Source organism: Cytobacillus citreus (assembly GCF_018343665.1).
Lineage (GTDB): Bacteria > Bacillota > Bacilli > Bacillales > Cytobacillaceae > Cytobacillus > Cytobacillus citreus.
The window spans coordinates 49508-68512 of the sequence record NZ_JAGYPM010000007.1 but is presented as its reverse complement, the minus strand read 5'-3'; the positions used below and the strand labels follow the sequence as shown (position 1 = coordinate 68512).

The window sequence follows — 19005 nt, the reverse complement described above, 5'->3', positions numbered from 1 at the left end:
GGGCTTCTATCTTGGTTAATTGGAATATCCTTCCTGTTAAGGTTAGGTTATATTACCTAGGAAAACAATTAAAATATTATTTAGACACCTCCATTAGACATTTATATTTTTCATAAACATAAGACTAATGATCTGTTTTTTTGTTTTAAATAGAATTCTCGTTTACTTCCTGTATAATAATAAAATGTATGTTAATAGATTTAGTAAAGGGGGCATAGAATGATGGAATGGGCGTTAGCCATTTTGTTCATTGCAGCAGTTTCACTGCTCATTTTGTCGTTTTATAAAACAGGGCAATCATCAACGAGATTAGAGCAACAGTTAGATCAGCTTACCTTTTCTTTTAAAGATGATATAGATCAGCTACAACAGCAAATTAGGAACTTCGAGCTAGATGCTGAAATTGCAGCCCGAGAAGCAGGTATTCAAGCTGATAGCAAAGAGCAAAGGCTCTTATTGCGAGAGATGCTTGATATGCATAGACGCGGATACTCATTTGAAAGTATTTCTACTAAAAACCAGCTGACTAAAGAAGAAGTTGAGCACATACTGGCTCCATACATAAAAACGAAGGATGAAAGGAGCAAAGTTGCCAATGAAAGCTAATTGGATGCGCAGCTTTGCCGCAGGACTCATTGTTTCAGCAAGTGTATGTGGTGCTGTCTATTTCGCTGGCCCTAATAAAGCAGCGAGCACTCAAAAAATAGTTGAAAAACCTACAGTTGACGAGATGAAAAACATGCTAACTTCGGAAGGCTATGTTATCCACACGGATGAAGAGTGGAATGAACAGCTTGCAGCTGCGAAAAAAGAAAAAAATGATGTGAAAGAAAAACCAAATGAGAATAAAGATGAAAATACAAACGAAAAAATAGTATACCGGACAATGCTGACAGTGACATCAGGAATGACTAGCATAGATGTCGGGAGAGCTCTTGAACAGGCACACATCATTAAAAGTGCTAAAGAATTTTTTAATGAAGTTGAAAAGAGAGGATTGTCCAATGATCTGCGTCCAGGTACTTTTGAAGTAGAAAGCGGAAAGTCGATGGACGAAATAATTGCTATCATCTTCAAAAAATAATGTCATGCAATAAAGGTATGAATATTAGCCGAAAAGCCACGAGCTTTTTATGCCTGATCTCCACTACGCTTAATCATCGGAGATCAGGCATTATTTATTATCGTTTTATGGCGCTTTCATATTATGATGTTTTCTTTTCATTTTCATTAATTGGAATAAGTGATCCTTTTCTAATCCAATATTGAAAGGTGTCTGAAGGAAAAACTCCCCTGCAATCCGGATTATTCATTTGGATGACAACACTGCAATCTGTAACATCTAAAACCTTTAATGATTCTGAATTGCTTATGTTGGGCATAAAACAGCTTTTCATTTCAAACTCCATGTTGATGTAGGACTTAATCATAAAAACCCCCAATTATGTAGACTGTTTACTTATAGTATCACCGTTTTTTTGTTTGCTAACCAATTATTGGTTAACATGGCAGAAACGTATCCAACTTTTTTTGATTCATAAAGATGATCTTTCGTAATAAATAATGCTTGAATCAAAGTATATACATATTAATAGAAACAGGTGAAATTCATTGAACGGCACATCACATACAGTCATCGGAGCAGCAACAGGCTTAGTAACAGCAAACCTGTTACAAACAAATCCAACCGAAACAATGATTCTAGTAGGCTTAGGTGCTATATCAGGTTTGATTCCTGATCTGGACATCAATGGAAAGCTAAGTAACAAAGTTACGGTATCCCACAAGTTAATACGATCCGTCGTTCAGTTTATTGCAGTACTAATGATCTTGTATAGCTATTTTACTAGAGTTGGAATGGATAAATGGTTTGGAATTGGACTTGGTATTGGTATTATCATTATTTCTACATTTTTAACACAAAGGAGAATGCTAACAATTACAGGGATTGGGGTGGTTGTTGGAGGCTTGTCATTTCATGAAAGTTGGATATGGCTGCTAGGAATTTATATAATCATAGCTTCCTTTGTCTCACATAGAAGTTATACCCATTCCATAATTGGAATTCTCTTTTTCGGATACATAGCTTTTCAGTTCGAAAAATCAGTTCAGCTTGATGGGGTATCTATGACTTGTCTTCTGGGGTATGCCAGTCACTTGATTGCAGACATGAAGCTCCTTCCATTTAACAAGAGAGGGGTAAAATTGTTTTTGCCGTTTTCGAAAAAGGAGTTATAAGAGATATCGATATTTTTAATAATGGTCGAATATGGCGGGAATATGAAAAAAAATACCTGTTCCACGATGATTCGGTGGGCAGGTATTTTTTTGATAAAACTTCACTGATTATGTTGACATATTAAGTTGCATATTTATAACAAACCCAATGAACCTTGTTGGGAGTGGAGAAATGGTTCATTTAACCGATTAGTGGTAACGAATAAGTGATAAACGTGCCCTTCCCTTTTTGAAGTAATGCTGAGGGTTATTTAACCCACTTTCCGCACTTATTTCCGATAAGCCGATTTAATAACCATATGGTAATCTCTCTAATATTTTTTCGATTGGAATCGCAAATCCGGATTGATCTGTCGTTGATTTTGCGTAGACAACCCCAATGACATCCCCGTTTACACTGATAACAGGACTTCCACTGTTTCCTTTGTAAATTGGAGCACTCAGCTTTAGAACACCGTTTTTCTCTGAGCCAGCTAATATCTTTCCTTCGTTCGCAATTTGATTGTGAAAAAGTGGATTTCCTATCACATAAATTTGGTCGTTAACTTGCCATAGATTAGGTTTGCTTAAAGAAAGAGACGGCAAATTTTCCCCCTCAATCTGTAAGAAGGCAAGATCTAATTCAGATTCAGAGTGAATAATATTCGCATTAAATATTTCCCCGTTTGGAAATACAACCGTTATTGGATACATGTCGTCAACAACATGATGATTTGTTATGATTAATCCGCTTTCAGAGATGTTAAACCCAGTTCCTTTTGAATATGTATCTTGTATCGTAACAACCGCCTCTTTATATTTTTGAATGTCATCTTGTTTTGAAAGCTCAGCTGACTTTTGTAAAAAATGGATAGAGGAAATATTGAAGATTTGTGGCCATATTTGAATCATACTGATAACCAAAGAAAAGGCTAGAACGATAATAACCACTTTTTTCACGAAGGAATTTCGTTTTTTCTGCTGTTCTTTTAATAACTCATCTTCTTCATTTGGTAAAAAATCTTCCAAAGCTGGTTCATCGAAATGACCTTCATTTTCCTTTTTTTCATGAGGATCCATATGAGATATCCCCCTATATATGTATTTTCCTTAGTCTTTCTAATAGCTAAGACAGTAGGTGAGTGATATAACCTACTATACTATTGGTGCGTTAAGATTACCATGGGAAGAGGAGAGTATTTGATACAGGAAAGGGGGGTTTTCGGAAAATTCAGCATTTGAAAAATGTGTAGCATTGTATTTGCTAAGGGGGAATGGGCATTGAAAAAGGAGCATTCTTTTAATTAGCTGACTTGGTCGGGATTGGCGCACGGTGAAAGTGAGCAACAAAAAGCAGCACATTTTATTGAAGCAATAAAAAAATTAAATGAAAGCATGGAAATTCCAAAGAAAGTGAGTGGTATAAAAGATAAAGATATTCCTTTAATGATTGAACGAGCATTGAAGGAAGCGAATCCGCTTTTTCCTGTACCTAAGATATTGGGGAGAGAGGATATGAAGAAATTATATGAGGTTATTAAAGAGTAGAGGGATCATAAAAGCCGTAAAGTCTAAGTGATATTAAGACTTTACGGCTTTTTATTACGTATATATTTTCTGATTCAATCATAGGTTGTCATAAAACACAAAAAACAGCCGCTGTAAGCCTATTAAATTTAAAAGTTTTGACAATACGAAATTTCTAAGGGGGGAAAAATAATGAAAAAGCATATGAGCACCATTGCAATACTATTTGCAGTCATCTTTTTGTTAGCAGCCTGTGGGTCTCAGCAAAGCGGGAATCAGTCGAAGGGTGACAATGCTGGTTCAAATTACGAATTAATAAGACCTGGAACCTTAACACTTGTTTCCACAGGGGGATATAAACCATTTAACTATATGGAAAATGGAGAAATGGTAGGATATGACATTGCGGTTGGAAAAGAAATTGCGAAGATCTTAGGATTGGAGCTAAAGCTGGAAAAAGCTGAATTTCAGGGTCACATCATAGGTATCCAAGAAGGGCGATATGATATTGCTATTGCGAGTCATACAATTACTCAAGAACGAAAAAAACAAGTTAACTTCTCTCAGCCATACTATTATTCAGGACCAATGATTTTTTCTAGACCAGATACTGGTATTAAAAGTGCTGAGGATTTGAAGGGTAAAAAAGTTGCGTTTGATAGAAGCACTGTTTATAGAGAATACGCTAAAATGTATACAGATAAATTTGACTTCTATGATGATGATTTAAGAGCATTACAGGCTGTTGCTGATGGACATGGAGATGCAGGAATTACGGATGAAATCATGGGGAAGACGTCTATTGAAAATGGACTAAAGCTAATAGCCGGCGACAGATTAGATACAACAGAGCAAGCTATCGTAATAAAAAAGGGAAATGATAAATTATTGGAAGCGATCAATGATGCTTTAGCTCAATTAAAATCAAGCGGGAAATTAAAAGAGCTTTCATTAGAATGGCTTGGAATAGATATTACCCAACCTGAGTAGTGCTGCCATTTAATAACTTGAGGAGTGAAAAGTTTGAGCTCGTTACTGCATTTCTTTGATGTATTAATAGGAACATTTGACCTGTTTATAAAAGCACTGGTATTGACTCTAGAAATTTCTATACTTGCATTTGTCATTGGTCTTGCATTTGGTTTATTTTTTGCCTTTTTAAAAGTTACAAAGATAAAACCATTAGTAATGATAGTTGACTTTTATGTATGGATTGTACGGGGCACCCCACTCGTTGTGCAGATATTTATATTGTTTTATGGATTAACTAGCCTTATTCTCATACCAAATTTTTTGGCAGTCACATTGGCTCTTGCATTTCATTTAGGTGCATACTTGACAGAAATTATTCGTGGAGCAATTGAGTCAATAGATAAAGGACAAATGGAAGCTGGAAAATCCCTGGGCATGGGACATTGGTTAACAATGAGAAGAATTATTTTGCCTCAGGCGTTTAGACGGGCTATTCCGTCATTTGGCAACCAGTTTATCATTGGTTTGAAAGATTCTTCTTTGGCTTCATTTATAGGGATGCAGGAATTATTTGGTGTTGCTAAACTTGAAGGCTCCGTTCATTTTGACTTCATGACTTATTTATTGGTTGTAGGTGTTTACTACCTATTAATTGTCTATATATTTACTAAATTGGTTAATAGGATTGAATGGAGATTGGCTGTAAGTGATTAGGAGGCTACCATGGACAATAAGAAAGAAATCATAAAAGTTGTAAAACTTAATAAATCATTTGGGAATTTACATGTGTTAAAAGATATTGATATGACGGTTAAAGAGAGTGAAGTAGTAGTTTTAATAGGTGCAAGCGGATCAGGAAAAAGTACTCTTTTAAGATGTATGAATTTTTTGGAAATAAAAGATGAAGGTGATATTATCTTTGATGGCAACAAAATTGATCCGAAAACACATAACTTGAATAAAGTGAGGGAACGGGTTGGTATGGTTTTTCAACATTTTAACCTTTTCCCACATAAAACCGTTCTAGAAAATGTGATAGAAGCTCCTGTTAAGGTTAAAAAGATACAGAAAAGTCAAGCGGTTGAAGAAGCAATGGAATTGCTAAATAAGGTAGGTTTAGTTGATAAGCGTGATGAATACCCTTCTAAGCTTTCTGGGGGGCAGAAACAAAGGGTTGCAATTGCACGTTCTTTGGCTATGAAGCCAGATGTAATGTTATTTGATGAGCCAACATCAGCTCTTGATCCTGAACTTGTTGGTGAGGTGCTTATAACAATGAAGCAGTTAGCAAGTGAAGGAATGACAATGGTTGTTGTTACGCATGAGATGGGCTTTGCACGGGAAGTTGGAGATGAACTGATTTATATGCATGATGGAAAAATTGTTGAAAGAGGCAATCCGAAAGACATTTTTAGCAATCCAAAGATGGATCGGACAAGAGAGTTTTTAAGCAAAGTTTTATAAAATTAAACATTCCTCTTATCCTTAAAAGTATGGGGGATTTTTTTCGACATTTTTTAATCATCGATGTAAAAAAGAAGATTTCTAGATTCGGAGGAAACAGATGAAGATATATATTGTAGCAGATGGAGAGGGAATATCCGGGGTTGTTAATTCGGAGGAGATGCATCATTCAGGGAAGTATTTTGACCAATTTAGAAAACTAATGACGATGGATGTTAATGCCGCAATTGAAGGAGCATTTGAAGCGGGAGCAACAGAGGTGGTTGTAAATGACGCTCATTGGTCAATGCTAAATATTCTTTATGAGGAACTAGATCCAAGGGCGGAATTAATTAGAGGCTCTAATAAAAATTTATGTATGATGGAGCAGGTAGAGGGATTTGATGCCGCACTTTTTATCGGTCTTCATGCAAAAGTCGGTCATTCTCACGGTGTAGCAAATGAAACAATGGTTGGCCCAGAAATGTATGAAACGAGATTGAATGGAGTTTCAGTAGGAGAGCTAGAGCTTAACGCAGCCATTGCTGGCCATTTTGGAGTTCCTGTAATTATGGTTTCCGGTGATGACTGTCTTGCTAGTGAGGCTAAGCATTGCTTAGGAGATATTGAGACAGCCATTGTAAAAAAATCAATAGATCGTTGGGCAGCAAGATGTTTGCCTATGGTCAAAGCACATGAAGAAATTCGCACTAAGTCATTTAATGCTGTAAAAAGAATCAACGATTTTAAACCATATCAAGTGATGGGGCCGGTTGAAATGGAAATTGAATGGACTTCAACTGCAGAATGTAAAAAGGCAAGCCTTGTTCCAGGATCGTATTTAAAGTCTCCAAGAATAATTGCTTATAAGGGGAGAACGTTCTTGGAAGCCTGGAAAGGAATCTTTGCTTGCTTACATATAGGAAGCACGGCGTTTGATAATATTTATGGATAATCATAATAACTTATGGTGAATAGTGTCCATGTCCTGAAAGGGAACAATGATGATTTTATTAAATGATCGTATCCTTCAACGAGAGAATGTGAAAATTGATTTTGAAGATCGAGGATATCAATTTGGCGATGGAATATATGAAGTAATTCGCGTGTACAATGGAAAATGCTTCGAATTTGATTCGCATATGGATCGTTTAATGCAAAGCGCTCAAAAGATTAAACTATATAGATAAAAATATCAATTTCGACGAAAAACCCCGAATAGGTCCACTTTTTCTAAAAGTGTCCACTACTATTCGGGGTTCAGTTCAATCAAATTGATTCCGCTTTTTAATTTTCCATGCTTACTTCAATAATCACCTAAAGAATTGAGCTTGACATGATTACTTTGATTTTAAAATGTAGTTAAATTAGTCGGTGTGTGCGATGGCGCTGATTTCAATCAGTTGCTCTGGGAATGCCAAGTAAGTCACGCCAATAAGGCTACCGGCCGGTCGATGTTGTCCTAGGTATTCCTTGAACAGCCGGAGGACTGGTTCGGAATGTTCTTGCGCATTTGTTAAATAGATCTCCATATAAGCGAGGTTGGACTTCGTGACACCAAATCCCTCCAGTACGTGATCTAGATTTTCAAGGGTCTGTCTGGTCTGTGCTTCGATATCGCCCTCGCTAATGAACGCACCCTCCATATCGTGGGAAAATTGCCCTGAAATGTAGATAGTGCCGTTGACGCTGTAACCTTGGGTAATACCGTGATCCCAAAGACCGTGATCGTAGGTTTTAACATTAGTCATTTTTTTCTCTCCTTTACTTCAATGTAATGTCAGTATAAAATGAACGCAAACAAAAAAATAGTACGCACTTTTTTGATAGGTACTATCTGAAAGGATAGTGTAAATATGAGTATGGCTGACTATAAAGAAAAGGGTAATGTTCAAGAGACACCTTTTGGTTATACAATATCAGTGATTGGGGGTAAATGGAAAATGCTTATTATTTACCTCCTCGCAGAAAACCAACCAGTTCGATTTAATGATTTGAAAAGAAAAATAGGAGCTATTACTTTTAAAACATTGAGTTCACAACTTAAAGAATTGGAAGCAGATGGGATTGTTAGACGGAAAGAGTATCCTCAAATTCCGCCTAAAGTTGAATACAGTCTCACACATAAAGCAGAAACTCTATTACCTGTTTTGGAACAGTTATGTGAGTGGGGAGAAAAAAACAGCAATAATTAAGTTCCTTTTGTATAGCTGTTGAAATTAATAGCATCATCCGTTCCAAAAACGCGGAAGTTTTTTTACGAGAGCAATTAGAAAACAGTGGTTTTAATTCTTTGTTCATGACACGGACAGAATTTGGAGTCAAAGGCTAATTTCTTAACTTCTTTTAAATTTGCCCCCTCTTTAATCTTATACTCCACATGAAAAGAGCCGTAAAGTCTAAGTGATATTAAGACTTTACGGCTCTTTAATACGAATATATTTTCTAATGCAATCATAGGTTTTCATAAAACACAAAAAAGAGCCTTGCATTTCCAGCCATTGCATGCTAGAATGAAAAACGCTGTAGCCTTTTTTGTATTAAAATATTGTTGATAAATAATTATCCTATATTAACATTAACACAAAAAAAATCCACTGTCAAGCAGAGGCTAAAAAATCATTTAGGAGTGATTTCATGAGTAAAGAACAAAAGGAAAAACAAATTGAGCAGAAGAGGGTCGATTTTATTGCCGAAGAAATTCAACAAAAAATAGACAGCTTAACTCAACATGTTAAAAAAGTCAGTTCCGATGCTCTTGAAATACGAAGAACTTTTTGGGATGACGTGACGGTTAATATGGATGAACCGGATGATATCGATGAAACTTTTTTTAGTATTAAGCAGCAGGCAGAACTGCTTTTAGAACGGGAAAGAAGCGAAAAGCAACTGGACCGTCAAATTAAAACATTATTCAGATTGAAGAGCTCTCCTTATTTCGGCCGTGTGGATTTTGAGGAAGAGGGAGAGCCGACTGAGGAATCCATTTACATTGGAATTACCTCTTTTATGGATAAGGAAAATGAAAATTTTCAAATCTATGACTGGAGGGCACCGATATCAAGTCTTTATTATGATTACTCGCCAGGGATAGCAAAATACGAAACACCTGAAGGAATGATTGAAGGGGAGATGAAGCTAAAACGCCAATTTATTATTCGTAATAGCGAAATTGTTGGCATGTTTGATACGGGTGTCACGATTGGCGATCAAATTCTTCAAGAAGTATTAGGAAATAATGCGAATACACAAATGAAAAGCATTGTCGCAACCATTCAAAAAGAACAAAATCGAATCATTCGAGATGAAAAAAGCAAGCTATTGATTGTCCAAGGGGTTGCCGGAAGTGGAAAAACATCAGCCGCCTTACAGCGGGTAGCCTATTTGTTATACCGATATCGAGGGATATTATCATCTCAAAATATCATGCTTTTTTCTCCAAATCCTTTATTTAATAGTTATGTTGCCACTGTTCTGCCTGAATTAGGAGAGGAGAACATGCAGCAAACAACTTATTTTGAGTATTTAAATCACCGTGTGGGAGGGGTCCTGAAGCTGGAAGACTCATTTCAGCAATTAGAATATCTCCTTAATGAGGATGAATCAGAAGAATATGATAAAAGGGTTCAAAATATCCGTCTAAAATCTAGTCTCCAATTTAAAGAAATAATCGATCGCTATATTCAGTACTTAAGTACGGAAGGGATGCAATTTAAGGATATAAAGTTAAGGAAAAAACTGCTTATTTCAAAAGAGCAAATTCGAGAAAAATTTTATTCCTTTTCGCATAATATATCCCTTCCTAACCGGATCCAGCTTTTACAGGAGTGGTTATTAATAGAATTGAAAAAAAGAAAAAAAGCAGAAAAAAAGAAGGATTGGGTAAGGGAAGAAATCCAGTTTTTAGATAAAGAGGATTACGTGAATGTTTTTAAAAAGCTTCAAAGTGAAAATCAATCTAATAATTACACATTTGATGATTTTGAACAAGAAGAAAAGCTGCTTTCTGAAATTTTGGTAAGCCGATATTTTAATCCGATCATCAAACAAGTAAAAAGTAAAAAGTTTATCCATTTTATTGGGATCTATAAACAGCTATTTAATCGTGACATACTCGACAAGGCAGAATTAGGAGCATCAAAAAGCTGGGAAGACATATGCGCATTTACTTTAAGCAGGTTGGATTCTATGGAAATAAGCTACGAAGATGCGACTCCATTTGTGTATCTAAAGGATCGGATTGAAGAGAAAAAAGCTCACACATCCATTCGCCACGTTTTTGTAGACGAAGCGCAAGATTACACACCCTTTCAATTTGCCTATATCCAGCAATTATTTCCAAATAGTAAAATGACACTGCTTGGGGATATCAATCAAGGCATCTATACCCATTCACAGGAAGAAGATGTTATGGCCGCTGTTGATTTAGATGATAGTGAAAAGGAAACGATCGTCTTAACAAGAAGCTACCGGTCCACTCGGCCAATTGTAGAATTTACAAAATCATTATTAAAGAATAGTCAACAGATCGAACCATTTAACCGAGATGGAAATAGACCTACTTTAACCATAGTAAAAAAAGAAAGATTAATTCCTTCCGTCATAGAAAAGGTAAAAGACCTAAAAAGAAGCGGGCATCAAACAATTGCAATTATTTGCAAGACATCGAAGGAAAGTGCGGAAGTGTATTCCGCTATTAAGGCAGATTTATCTGTCCGCTTGATGGAGAAAGGAACGGTTTCATTTGAAAAAGGTGTGCTTGTGATCCCTTCTTATTTAGCTAAGGGCATCGAATTCGATGCAGTCATCATTTACGATGCATCAGAAAGAAGCTACGGCAAAGAGAGTGAGCGCAGGCTATTTTATACAGCTTGTACACGGGCCATGCATGAGCTTCATATCTATTCAGCTGGAAAAATCAGTCCGTTACTTAAGAATAGCAGTGATTATTTGCACGTAAGGTCCTCGTAAAGAGGGCTTTTTTTTCAATAAAAAAAGTATGACAATAAATTGTGCAAAAGATGATATTTTTTTACAAGAAATATCATAATTCGATACTATTTGTTCGGAAATTTTAGTACAGTTTAACTAATGAATAAATTGAATAATATAGGCAGAAAGTTTCTTAAATTAAAAAAGTATACATAAAACTGGAGAAGAAAGAAAAATGCGTTTAATTAAATTGGATGGATGTAAAACTGGAACTAGAATAGGGAAAGCGATTCACCGCGAGAATGGAAAAGTTCTTCTATCCAAGGGGACTTATCTAACAGATAGTTTGATAGATAAATTAAAGAAATTTAATGTCTATACCATTTATGTTGAGGATGAAATGTCTGAAGGCATCGAAATAGTCGATGCCATTCCCGAGGAATTACGGGTGGAAGCAGCCAATATTATTACATCAGGATTAGATGATATTGCAGGGCTGAATTCACATAATACAAGATTAGAAAAAATGGTGAAGTCTGGCAGAGCTGTTCGCAGTATGCAAAAGGTTTTTAAAGATCTAATAAGCTGTTTAAATGAAAACCGAACGGCACTCATTTTATTAGCGACGACAAAGGTCCATGAAAATCATGTGTACACTCATAGTCTGAACGTAACGATATATGCTTGTCAGTTGGCAATTGAAAACGGATTGCCCCTAAAGAATATTGAAGAGATCGGCTTAGGTGCTATGCTGCATGATATAGGGAAAATATATATCCCAAATGAAATATTAAATAAGCCAGGAAAATTAACAGAAGAAGAATACGAGCAAATCAAATCACATTGTGAATTAGGATTCAACCATCTCAAAAAGATTCATGAGATTCCACTCACAGTATCACATTGTGCACTGCAGCATCATGAAAGAATCAATGGAACAGGATATCCAAGAGGGTTAAAGAGTAATGAAATTCATAAATACGCAAAGATCATAACTGTTGCAGATGTATTTGATGATGTTACAAGCCATCGTGAATACCGCAAACCCGTGCTGCCGCATCAGGGGATTGAAATCCTATATAGCGGTAACGGAACACAATTTGATTGCAAGCAGATTCACTTGTTTAAAAACTGTATTGCCATCTATCCTCCCGGGCTGACAGTTAAATTAAATGATGGAAGAACAGGAATCGTTTCGAAATATAATTTTAATGCCGTCGGCCGACCGGAAATTAGGATATTAACGGATGAAGAAAATCAGGAAGTAAGTCCTTATGAAATCGATTTAGCTGCGAATGAGCATTTAACGGTTGAGATTGTAGAGGCGGATGCATTGTTGTAATTTTAAAAATTAGCATAGTTAGACAATGGATCAAGCCCTTGCTTTTTGAGTAGGGGCTTTGGAACTATATAGTAACCTATATCTTTTATGGAACAAGAATAAATTGTCAAACTAAATGGAAATTATTTAAAACTTTTTAAAACTCTTGTTAGTACTGGTATTTTTATGTAACTTTCCCATTCGAAAATTGCTATAATAGTCATGATTTAAAATCTATTTGCGGCGGTTTTGAAAGGAGTATTTTGTGTTAGAATCCTTACTTATTAATTTCTTTTTCCTTCTTGTTCCGGTGTTAATTTTTCTCATATTTTTTGAATACCGTACTTTTACATATAACAAATTCATCATTTTCATTTTTGCAGCAATTACAATGGTCCTTTGTATGGTGTTTCCGATCCAATTAGAAATTGGCTCTATTGTGGATTTGCGTTATATTCCTTTCCTTATTTTTGCCCTTTATGCAGGTTACAGATATACATTTCTGCTCTATATAGTCTTAAATATAACCCGATTTTTTATCGGAAACGAAGGGTTCTTGCAATCCCTTGCTTTTTCAACGATTATTTTGATTGTCGTTCCATTATGCCATCAATGGTTTATTAAACAGCCTCCAAAAAGACGAATCTTGTGCGCAATCATTGTCGCGATGTCAACGATGATCTTCTATTATTTTACACTTATTGTCTATATACCGGAGTTGGATAGGGAATTCTGGACATTGGTTGTCCATACTTTACTTACACACGCTTTGGTAATGGCCGTTATTATGATTTTAATTGAAAAAATAATTGCCAATCGTATGGCCCGAGATCTACTTTTTCAGTCGGAAAGAATAGAGGTGATCAGTCATATGGCAGCTAGTGTTGCACATGAAATTAGAAATCCGCTTACGGTTACGAATGGATTTCTACAGCTACTTGGCCAATCACAGGAGATAACGAAAGAGGAAAAACAGTATATCGAATATTCATTAATTGAATTAAAACGGGCTGAGGGCATTGTAAGTGAATTTTTAGCTTTTTCCAGGCCCCAATCCGAAAACATGGTATATTCCGATCTCCAAGCTGAAACTGAATATGTAAAGAATATTATGACACCCTTTGCAAATATGCATGATGTTCAAATTCAAACAAGGGTTCTGAACACCTTAAAGCTGAGGTATGATAAAAATCAAATTCAACAATGTCTCATAAATTTATTTAAGAACGCCATTGAATCCATGAGAGACACAGGCGGAACTCTAACCATCGATGTGAGTGAGGAAAAGAGGGCCGTCGTCGTAAAAATTACCGACACGGGAATCGGCATGACAAAAGAAGAAATTACGCAATTAGGAAGACCATATTACTCTACGAAAAATGAAGGAACAGGTCTCGGTATGCTGATGGTTTATAGCACGATTAGCAAATTAAATGGAAAAATTAAAGTGGAAAGCGAGAAAGGGAAAGGAACCACTTTTAGTTTTACGATTCCGACATCCTGAATACAGTTTAAAAGGACAGCATATTCTTCATGAGATGAATGGCTGTCCTTTTTATATCGTTTCAAGCTTGACACAGAACGGTTTCTGCTTGCTTACTTAAATAAGAGTAGCAATTGGGAGAGAAATCGATGTTGTCTCCAGCTTTGAAATGGGATAGGATCCTATTTTTATAAAACTTTTGCCTGAAGCAAAACAAATTCTAAAATTACAGATAAAGACTGAATACTTTATTGTTAAAACGCCTGTTAATCTTCGATAGAGTAGGCTGGCTTTCTTATGTGTAACCTAGCATGGCATTTAGGACATACATGTCTTAAATCAACTATTGACTCAACTTTATATTCTTCACCAATAGTATATAATTCTTTAAGATGGTGAGTATTTTTAGTTATCGTATTCAGTTTATCTAATCGAACATTTTTATCAGTTGTAAACCGAAAATATTACCAACATCATCATTCCATGGTTTTAACCTAACATCGTTTGTTTTGATGTTTTATTTTTCCTTAACAAGCTATTTTTATTTAGCAATGTTGGTAAACACGTACCGATAATGATGATTACGATCCCTGCGATTTGCAAAGGTGTAACCGTTTCGTCTAATAAGATAACGGATACCATCACCGCGATAGGCAATTCAATTGCACTCAATATCGATGACATCCCTAATCCAACTTTAGGAACGGCCATCGTGAATAAGAATACAGGTATAATCATGCCGAATAACCCTAATGCCAATCCATACATCCAAAGTCCTTCGTTAAACAACGTACCGTTCCAAATAATTTCCGGAGACTGAAAAGCCGCCGTAATCATAAAAGCAGAAAAAGAAACCCATACTAAACGGTTAGAGGCTGTCATACTTGCAGTGGCCTTTCCGTTCACAAATAAAAAGAAGGAATAACTAATAGCAGCAGCTAAGCCCCATAGCCATCCCTGAAAAGGGATTTGGGATAAATCAACATCAATCAAACCTGCTGCTGGTATCGTTCCAGCTACCAATACGAGTAAGGATATGGCTTCAATTCTGCTTGGAAATTGCCGTTTAGAGATACAAGAAATCAGCATGCCAATCCATGTGAATTGAAACAGCAGGACAACCGCCAAAGAAGCAGGCAAAAAGTTCAAAGAATGACCATATAAAATATTGGTTAACCCCGTTAAAATCCCTGCAAAAATAAGAATTTTTACACCCTTAAAGCTAAATTTTGATCTATTTGTAACTAAGAAAATACATACGGCGATACAAAAACCGATAAAAAACTGACTGGTAACTGCCTCAGACACTGAAAAACCACTGCGCATGGCCAATTTTATGATGGTGGAAACAACACCAAAACTGCTAGCTGCAATAATTACTAGCAGGGGATAGAGATACATCTTCATCATACTACTTCCTTCCTAAAATTCCTGATGACTTAAATTTTGATTATGATTTTAGGAGTGTTAAAAAAATCATAAACTCTAATATAAAATATTTATCGCCTTTTTTGCAACCTTTTTTTGTCATAATGGCCTAAATGAATGCTTATACAAATCTAGTTTACAAAATCTGCTAATGAGAAGTGGATAACTTCCTAGAGTGATATTCCACGATTGAGCAGGTTCAAGAAGGAATGTCATTTACACGAATGGAGGGCATAAATGGATTACTTTAAAAACGATTAAATTAGCAGGCAAGTATGGCGGCAGTCTTCTGCCAATCTGCAGTAAATACTGGGATAGTTTACGCAGAGTATCTCCTCTTTTCCCATGTGAAGACATAATATATCAGCCTGCATTTGAGGACTGTTTTGTTGAAGGATACAATGAAAATTGAGTTCGCATTTTTTAGAGGCTTTTTGTATTGCTATGGATTTTCATATAGTGGCAATTATTTTGTCATTGCTGATGACAGTGGTATTTTATTATGGGAAAGAGATTAACATCAAACAAGTAATAACAAACTCTTATGTCTGCCTTAACTTATGTCTGTAATTTGCCGATCAGACAAATGGAACGGAAGATTCGGGATTTTGATGGTCCTTAAGGTAATTCTGAAAAGGAAGGTCCTAAACAGTGTGGAACGAGGAACTAAAAATCCTATTCAACTACTAGGCAGCGTTAATCCAAGAAGGATTAACGCTGCCTAGTAGTTGAAGTTATTGAACTAACGGTGCAGGTAGTGAAAGAAGGATTAGTTAAACATTTTGTTGTAATTATTATTAAATAAAAATAAGGAGGTAATATTAATGGTATTGCAAAGAGTTAGCTTGATTACTGTTGGTGCGTTCAATTTGCCAATTTTACGTTCGTTTTATAAAAGTTTAGGATGGGAAGAAACAGAGATAAGTTCCGATAATTACGCTGCCTTTAAAACGGCGGGTGTTATTCTTTCAATCTTTCCTATTGAGGAATTGGCAAAGGATGCAGGAGTTGAAATTAAACAAAGTGTAGATACCTTTCGTGGTGTGGCTTTAGCCATCAACGTAGATAAACCTGAAGAAGTTGACACAACAATCCATGCTATTAGAAAAGTAGGTGGAAATATTTTAAGAGAACCAAGTGATGCATTTTGGGGAGGAAGAACAGCTTATTTTTCGGATCCTGAAAACAACCTTTGGGAGGTTGCTTGGAACCCAGACTCTGTATTTGATGAACGAGGAGCTATGATTTCATTTTGATAGGGAAGTTGAATGTTTCCTTATAAAGTATACCTAAACCAGTGTTTGTGAGTAATTCTACTTAAATTATTGGGGGGCAAGAGTCAAACCAGCAGTTGCGATTAAAACCCATTCATAGGGGAGTGTAGAATTATACTTGAACTTGTTAAAGAAATATACTCACCAAGTAAGGAGTATAAAGCTGAAATTAATAAACGTTTGAGAGACGGGCTATTGGAAATTGATGTTTATTTTTGGGATAGTGAATGGGAAACTTGGCTACAAAGGTCTAATGACTTTTCACTTACTGACAACCTGAACAGTGCAATGGCAGTTGCTAAGGAAAAATTAAAGGTTTATTCAGGCGAGATAATGGAATAGAATGGGAATTGTGAACCAATTCACTTAAACTACCATGAAAATAAGTTTCTTTAAGATTAGAAAAATGACATTACTTAAGAAGCCCCTGCTCAATCGGTAAAAAAAGAGAAGAGCGTTAATTAATAAGTCTATGGATTAGGGTTGACTGGATTAAGGTCATTATCAGTATTAACACTTCCTCACCATTTTCATTCTCTGTGGTGCAGCACTGATTTTGTGCTGCATGGATGGCTAACGGGTGCTTTAGCACAATAAATAAGGTGTTATTTTTGTAGTTATTTCTCATTTTCCACTATTCAACAATCGGGCCAGTATAATTGAACAACGTCCTTATAAATATCCCTGCCGATCATCCAATGATTAAAACACTACAATCGGCTTATCAATCGATTACAGGGGATGAACCCACACTTTTAACATCGGGCGGGGGAACAACATATGCAGCGTTAATGAAAAATGCAGTGGCTTACGGTGCGCTTTTCCATGGTAAGGTAGATAGCTCTCACCAAATTGATGAATTTATAGAAATCGATGATTTAATCAAAGCGACAGCCATCTATGCCAAAGCATTATATGAATTAAGCCACTTATAAAATCAAAGGCCAGGTATGTCGTTTAGCCAACAGGCCAACCAGAAAAATAAAATGTACCCTATAGAGTAGACACTTAAAAAGGTCTGCCCTATAGGGTACTTTATTTGTCGTGATGAAGGAATAAAAGCTGGATGAGACGAATAAGTCATAGTGATCATGGTTTTGTTGTATTCTCAAAATAAATGATTGGAGGATTTCATTGAGAACATTTTTTCGTTACATGGACGACAGTAGCAAATGAAGATGATTTTGATGCGTATGAATGGCTTTTTTGAAATCGTTTGAGGATTATTGTTATCGTCACCCGGACGATTCGGATTACCCTTCTATAACCTTTTTAGGAACGATTAATTTATACTATAATCAGATTTTTTCATGACTTTTAACTTTGAAAGATTACACTAAACAGTGAGGAGATTGATTTTATGCAAGTTGTAGCCAAAATGTTTTTAGAACAACTCGACATGCATTGCTATGAGAATGAGTGGTTTGCATCCATGGATCAGGCGCTTCATGGAGTCATCGCAGCTGAGGCAGCTTGGACAAGTTCGGGAACCAGCAATTCGATTTGGCAGATTGTCAACCACTTGATATTTTGCAATGAAGACGTAATCCATCGAATTAAGGGCACAGAGAATCCGCATAAGGCAGAAGACAATGAAGAAACCTTTGGAAATCCGGGGGATCCAGAAGACGAAATTGGGTGGGCCCAGACAGTGCAGCGCCTTAATGAAGTCATGAATAAATTAAAAACGGTCATTGCGGACCTTGACGATGAAAAGGTAAAAGCTCCGTATGCAGCTAACAGGTACTCTGTTGAGCGTTTACTCAGCAATATCATGATGCACGATACGTATCATCTCGGCCAAATTGTTCTGTTGCGAAAGTTGCAATCCTCTTGGGGTGGCGTTGATTGGTCCTAAAGCACCATAATTCAGCGACCTTCCTCGCCCAGCCGTAGAAGCAGTATTGACGGTGTGAAGCCCTTTTCATTCTCTATGGTGAAGCGGGTGATGTTCCTGCTTTATGGATGGCTAAACGGGTGTGTTAGTCAAATAAATTAGAACGTATTAGCAGAGCGATCTTTCGCATATTTCATTGTTCAACAGTCGGGCGCTTTTCTAAAATAAGAAGGCGTCTTTTTGCATGTACAACACATTTAGGGATTGAGTTTAATGAGGTGTAAAAAAAGATTGTGAAGTCCTGTACTTAAAGTAAAGGGGGCATTACTCGAACAACGGTAATGATCTTTTCTTTTTCAAGTAAAGAAGCAGGATAGTTCAAGAAATCTAAGCGTAATTTTCCTTTGACTTTTATTAACAGAGAATTTATAATAAATTGTAATTTATACTTTAAGGAGGATTATTAAAAAATGACACATTTTATGAGACTTCGATTCCCAACTTTGAACCAGTAATTTAATACGTTCAAAGGCTCTGTTTGTGTATGCAGAGTAAACGGGATTAGTCTGTC

The 19005-nt window shown here is 36.2% G+C and carries 21 protein-coding genes and 1 pseudogene; 18 read left to right on the top strand and 4 right to left on the bottom strand.

Going from position 1 to position 19005, the window contains the following annotated elements; all coding sequences use genetic code 11:
• Positions 1-219: 219 nt before the first annotated feature.
• On the top strand, positions 220-606 hold the full coding sequence (locus KHA94_RS22800; RefSeq protein ID WP_249365697.1) for a hypothetical protein: 387 nt from the start codon (positions 220-222) through the stop codon (positions 604-606).
• Entirely contained in the window at positions 596-1084 is a 489-nt protein-coding gene (locus KHA94_RS22795; protein WP_213104394.1) for a hypothetical protein, read from the top strand. The genes KHA94_RS22800 and KHA94_RS22795 overlap by 11 nt, the downstream gene beginning before the upstream one ends.
• Before the next feature lie 121 nt (positions 1085-1205).
• Here KHA94_RS22795 and KHA94_RS22790 read toward each other — a convergent pair whose 3' ends face one another.
• Positions 1206-1430: a hypothetical protein gene (locus KHA94_RS22790; protein WP_213104393.1), complete on the bottom strand. Its 225-nt coding sequence runs from the start codon at positions 1428-1430 to the stop codon at positions 1206-1208.
• 181 nt (positions 1431-1611) lie between these two features.
• Between KHA94_RS22790 and KHA94_RS22785 the strand changes: the two genes are divergently transcribed.
• The gene (locus tag KHA94_RS22785) at positions 1612-2238 is read left to right on the top strand and encodes a metal-dependent hydrolase (protein ID WP_213104392.1); all 627 of its coding nucleotides are present in this window, start codon (positions 1612-1614) and stop codon (positions 2236-2238) included.
• Positions 2239-2526: 288 nt separating this feature from the next.
• On the opposite strand, the gene KHA94_RS22780 is transcribed toward KHA94_RS22785, so the two are convergent.
• Positions 2527-3297, bottom strand: a complete 771-nt coding sequence (locus tag KHA94_RS22780; protein WP_213104391.1) for a S1C family serine protease — start codon at positions 3295-3297, stop codon at positions 2527-2529.
• 243 nt (positions 3298-3540) lie between these two features.
• On the opposite strand from KHA94_RS22780, the gene KHA94_RS22775 reads away from it, so the two are divergent.
• The 6 genes from KHA94_RS22775 (at position 3541) to KHA94_RS22750 (ending at position 7349) form a co-directional block, all read left to right on the top strand.
• Positions 3541-3765 carry a hypothetical protein gene (locus KHA94_RS22775; protein ID WP_213104390.1) on the top strand — a complete coding sequence of 75 codons (225 nt, stop codon included), beginning with the start codon at positions 3541-3543 and terminating at the stop codon, positions 3763-3765.
• Positions 3766-3936: 171 nt separating this feature from the next.
• The gene (locus KHA94_RS22770) at positions 3937-4734 is read left to right on the top strand and encodes a transporter substrate-binding domain-containing protein (RefSeq protein WP_213104389.1); all 798 of its coding nucleotides are present in this window, start codon (positions 3937-3939) and stop codon (positions 4732-4734) included.
• A 33-nt stretch (positions 4735-4767) separates the two neighbouring features.
• Complete coding sequence (locus KHA94_RS22765; RefSeq protein WP_213104388.1) at positions 4768-5430, top strand: amino acid ABC transporter permease; 663 nt, start codon at positions 4768-4770, stop codon at positions 5428-5430.
• Positions 5431-5439: 9 nt separating this feature from the next.
• A complete protein-coding gene (locus KHA94_RS22760; protein ID WP_249365696.1) occupies positions 5440-6180 on the top strand; it encodes an amino acid ABC transporter ATP-binding protein in 741 nt (246 codons plus the stop codon).
• 100 nt (positions 6181-6280) lie between these two features.
• Positions 6281-7114 (top strand): M55 family metallopeptidase, encoded by an 834-nt coding sequence (locus tag KHA94_RS22755; RefSeq protein ID WP_213104387.1) that lies wholly within the window; start codon positions 6281-6283, stop codon positions 7112-7114.
• 46 nt (positions 7115-7160) lie between these two features.
• Complete coding sequence (locus tag KHA94_RS22750; RefSeq protein WP_213104386.1) at positions 7161-7349, top strand: aminotransferase class IV; 189 nt, start codon at positions 7161-7163, stop codon at positions 7347-7349.
• A gap of 177 nt (positions 7350-7526) precedes the next feature.
• On the opposite strand, the gene KHA94_RS22745 is transcribed toward KHA94_RS22750, so the two are convergent.
• Positions 7527-7910: a RidA family protein gene (locus tag KHA94_RS22745; protein WP_213104385.1), complete on the bottom strand. Its 384-nt coding sequence runs from the start codon at positions 7908-7910 to the stop codon at positions 7527-7529.
• A gap of 105 nt (positions 7911-8015) precedes the next feature.
• On the opposite strand from KHA94_RS22745, the gene KHA94_RS22740 reads away from it, so the two are divergent.
• From KHA94_RS22740 to KHA94_RS26575, 4 genes are all read left to right on the top strand, one after another.
• Positions 8016-8354 carry a winged helix-turn-helix transcriptional regulator gene (locus tag KHA94_RS22740; protein ID WP_158318005.1) on the top strand — a complete coding sequence of 113 codons (339 nt, stop codon included), beginning with the start codon at positions 8016-8018 and terminating at the stop codon, positions 8352-8354.
• Positions 8355-8796: 442 nt separating this feature from the next.
• Entirely contained in the window at positions 8797-11130 is a 2334-nt protein-coding gene (helD, locus tag KHA94_RS22735; protein WP_213104384.1) for an RNA polymerase recycling motor HelD, read from the top strand.
• Positions 11131-11326: 196 nt separating this feature from the next.
• Positions 11327-12433, top strand: a complete 1107-nt coding sequence (locus KHA94_RS22730) for an HD-GYP domain-containing protein (RefSeq protein ID WP_213104383.1) — start codon at positions 11327-11329, stop codon at positions 12431-12433.
• A 244-nt stretch (positions 12434-12677) separates the two neighbouring features.
• Entirely contained in the window at positions 12678-13916 is a 1239-nt protein-coding gene (locus tag KHA94_RS26575) for an ATP-binding protein (protein ID WP_213104382.1), read from the top strand.
• Positions 13917-14384: 468 nt separating this feature from the next.
• Here the strand turns inward: KHA94_RS26575 and KHA94_RS22720 are convergent, their stop codons facing one another.
• Positions 14385-15296 (bottom strand): EamA family transporter, encoded by a 912-nt coding sequence (locus KHA94_RS22720; RefSeq protein ID WP_213104470.1) that lies wholly within the window; start codon positions 15294-15296, stop codon positions 14385-14387.
• Positions 15297-16147: 851 nt separating this feature from the next.
• On the opposite strand from KHA94_RS22720, the gene KHA94_RS22715 reads away from it, so the two are divergent.
• The 5 genes and pseudogenes from KHA94_RS22715 to KHA94_RS26745 all read left to right on the top strand — a co-directional run bounded on the left by KHA94_RS22715 (position 16148) and on the right by KHA94_RS26745 (position 18949).
• Positions 16148-16579 carry a VOC family protein gene (locus tag KHA94_RS22715; RefSeq protein ID WP_213104381.1) on the top strand — a complete coding sequence of 144 codons (432 nt, stop codon included), beginning with the start codon at positions 16148-16150 and terminating at the stop codon, positions 16577-16579.
• Positions 16580-16792: 213 nt separating this feature from the next.
• Positions 16793-16939, top strand: a complete 147-nt coding sequence (locus tag KHA94_RS26105) for a hypothetical protein (protein WP_249365695.1) — start codon at positions 16793-16795, stop codon at positions 16937-16939.
• 338 nt (positions 16940-17277) lie between these two features.
• A pseudogene (locus tag KHA94_RS22705) lies at positions 17278-17532 on the top strand (M20/M25/M40 family metallo-hydrolase); the annotation flags it as partial.
• Between the two features lie 425 nt (positions 17533-17957).
• The gene (locus KHA94_RS22700) at positions 17958-18455 is read left to right on the top strand and encodes a DinB family protein (RefSeq protein ID WP_213104380.1); all 498 of its coding nucleotides are present in this window, start codon (positions 17958-17960) and stop codon (positions 18453-18455) included.
• Between the two features lie 449 nt (positions 18456-18904).
• Complete coding sequence (locus KHA94_RS26745) at positions 18905-18949, top strand: erythromycin resistance leader peptide (protein WP_115648277.1); 45 nt, start codon at positions 18905-18907, stop codon at positions 18947-18949.
• The last annotated feature ends 56 nt before the right edge of the window (positions 18950-19005 follow it).

Coding starts and splice junctions, on each gene's coding strand:
- KHA94_RS22770 (WP_213104389.1), top strand. CDS start 3,937: ATGAAAAAGCATATGAGCACCATTGCAATACTATTTGCAGTCATCTTT.
- KHA94_RS22730 (WP_213104383.1), top strand. CDS start 11,327: ATGCGTTTAATTAAATTGGATGGATGTAAAACTGGAACTAGAATAGGG.
- KHA94_RS22740 (WP_158318005.1), top strand. CDS start 8,016: ATGAGTATGGCTGACTATAAAGAAAAGGGTAATGTTCAAGAGACACCT.
- KHA94_RS22795 (WP_213104394.1), top strand. CDS start 596: ATGAAAGCTAATTGGATGCGCAGCTTTGCCGCAGGACTCATTGTTTCA.
- KHA94_RS22755 (WP_213104387.1), top strand. CDS start 6,281: ATGAAGATATATATTGTAGCAGATGGAGAGGGAATATCCGGGGTTGTT.
- KHA94_RS22800 (WP_249365697.1), top strand. CDS start 220: ATGATGGAATGGGCGTTAGCCATTTTGTTCATTGCAGCAGTTTCACTG.
- KHA94_RS22700 (WP_213104380.1), top strand. CDS start 17,958: ATGCAAGTTGTAGCCAAAATGTTTTTAGAACAACTCGACATGCATTGC.
- KHA94_RS22715 (WP_213104381.1), top strand. CDS start 16,148: ATGGTATTGCAAAGAGTTAGCTTGATTACTGTTGGTGCGTTCAATTTG.
- KHA94_RS22790 (WP_213104393.1), bottom strand. CDS start 1,430: ATGATTAAGTCCTACATCAACATGGAGTTTGAAATGAAAAGCTGTTTT.
- KHA94_RS22745 (WP_213104385.1), bottom strand. CDS start 7,910: ATGACTAATGTTAAAACCTACGATCACGGTCTTTGGGATCACGGTATT.
- KHA94_RS22760 (WP_249365696.1), top strand. CDS start 5,440: ATGGACAATAAGAAAGAAATCATAAAAGTTGTAAAACTTAATAAATCA.
- KHA94_RS22720 (WP_213104470.1), bottom strand. CDS start 15,296: ATGTATCTCTATCCCCTGCTAGTAATTATTGCAGCTAGCAGTTTTGGT.
- KHA94_RS22750 (WP_213104386.1), top strand. CDS start 7,161: ATGATGATTTTATTAAATGATCGTATCCTTCAACGAGAGAATGTGAAA.
- helD (WP_213104384.1), top strand. CDS start 8,797: ATGAGTAAAGAACAAAAGGAAAAACAAATTGAGCAGAAGAGGGTCGAT.
- KHA94_RS22780 (WP_213104391.1), bottom strand. CDS start 3,297: ATGGATCCTCATGAAAAAAAGGAAAATGAAGGTCATTTCGATGAACCA.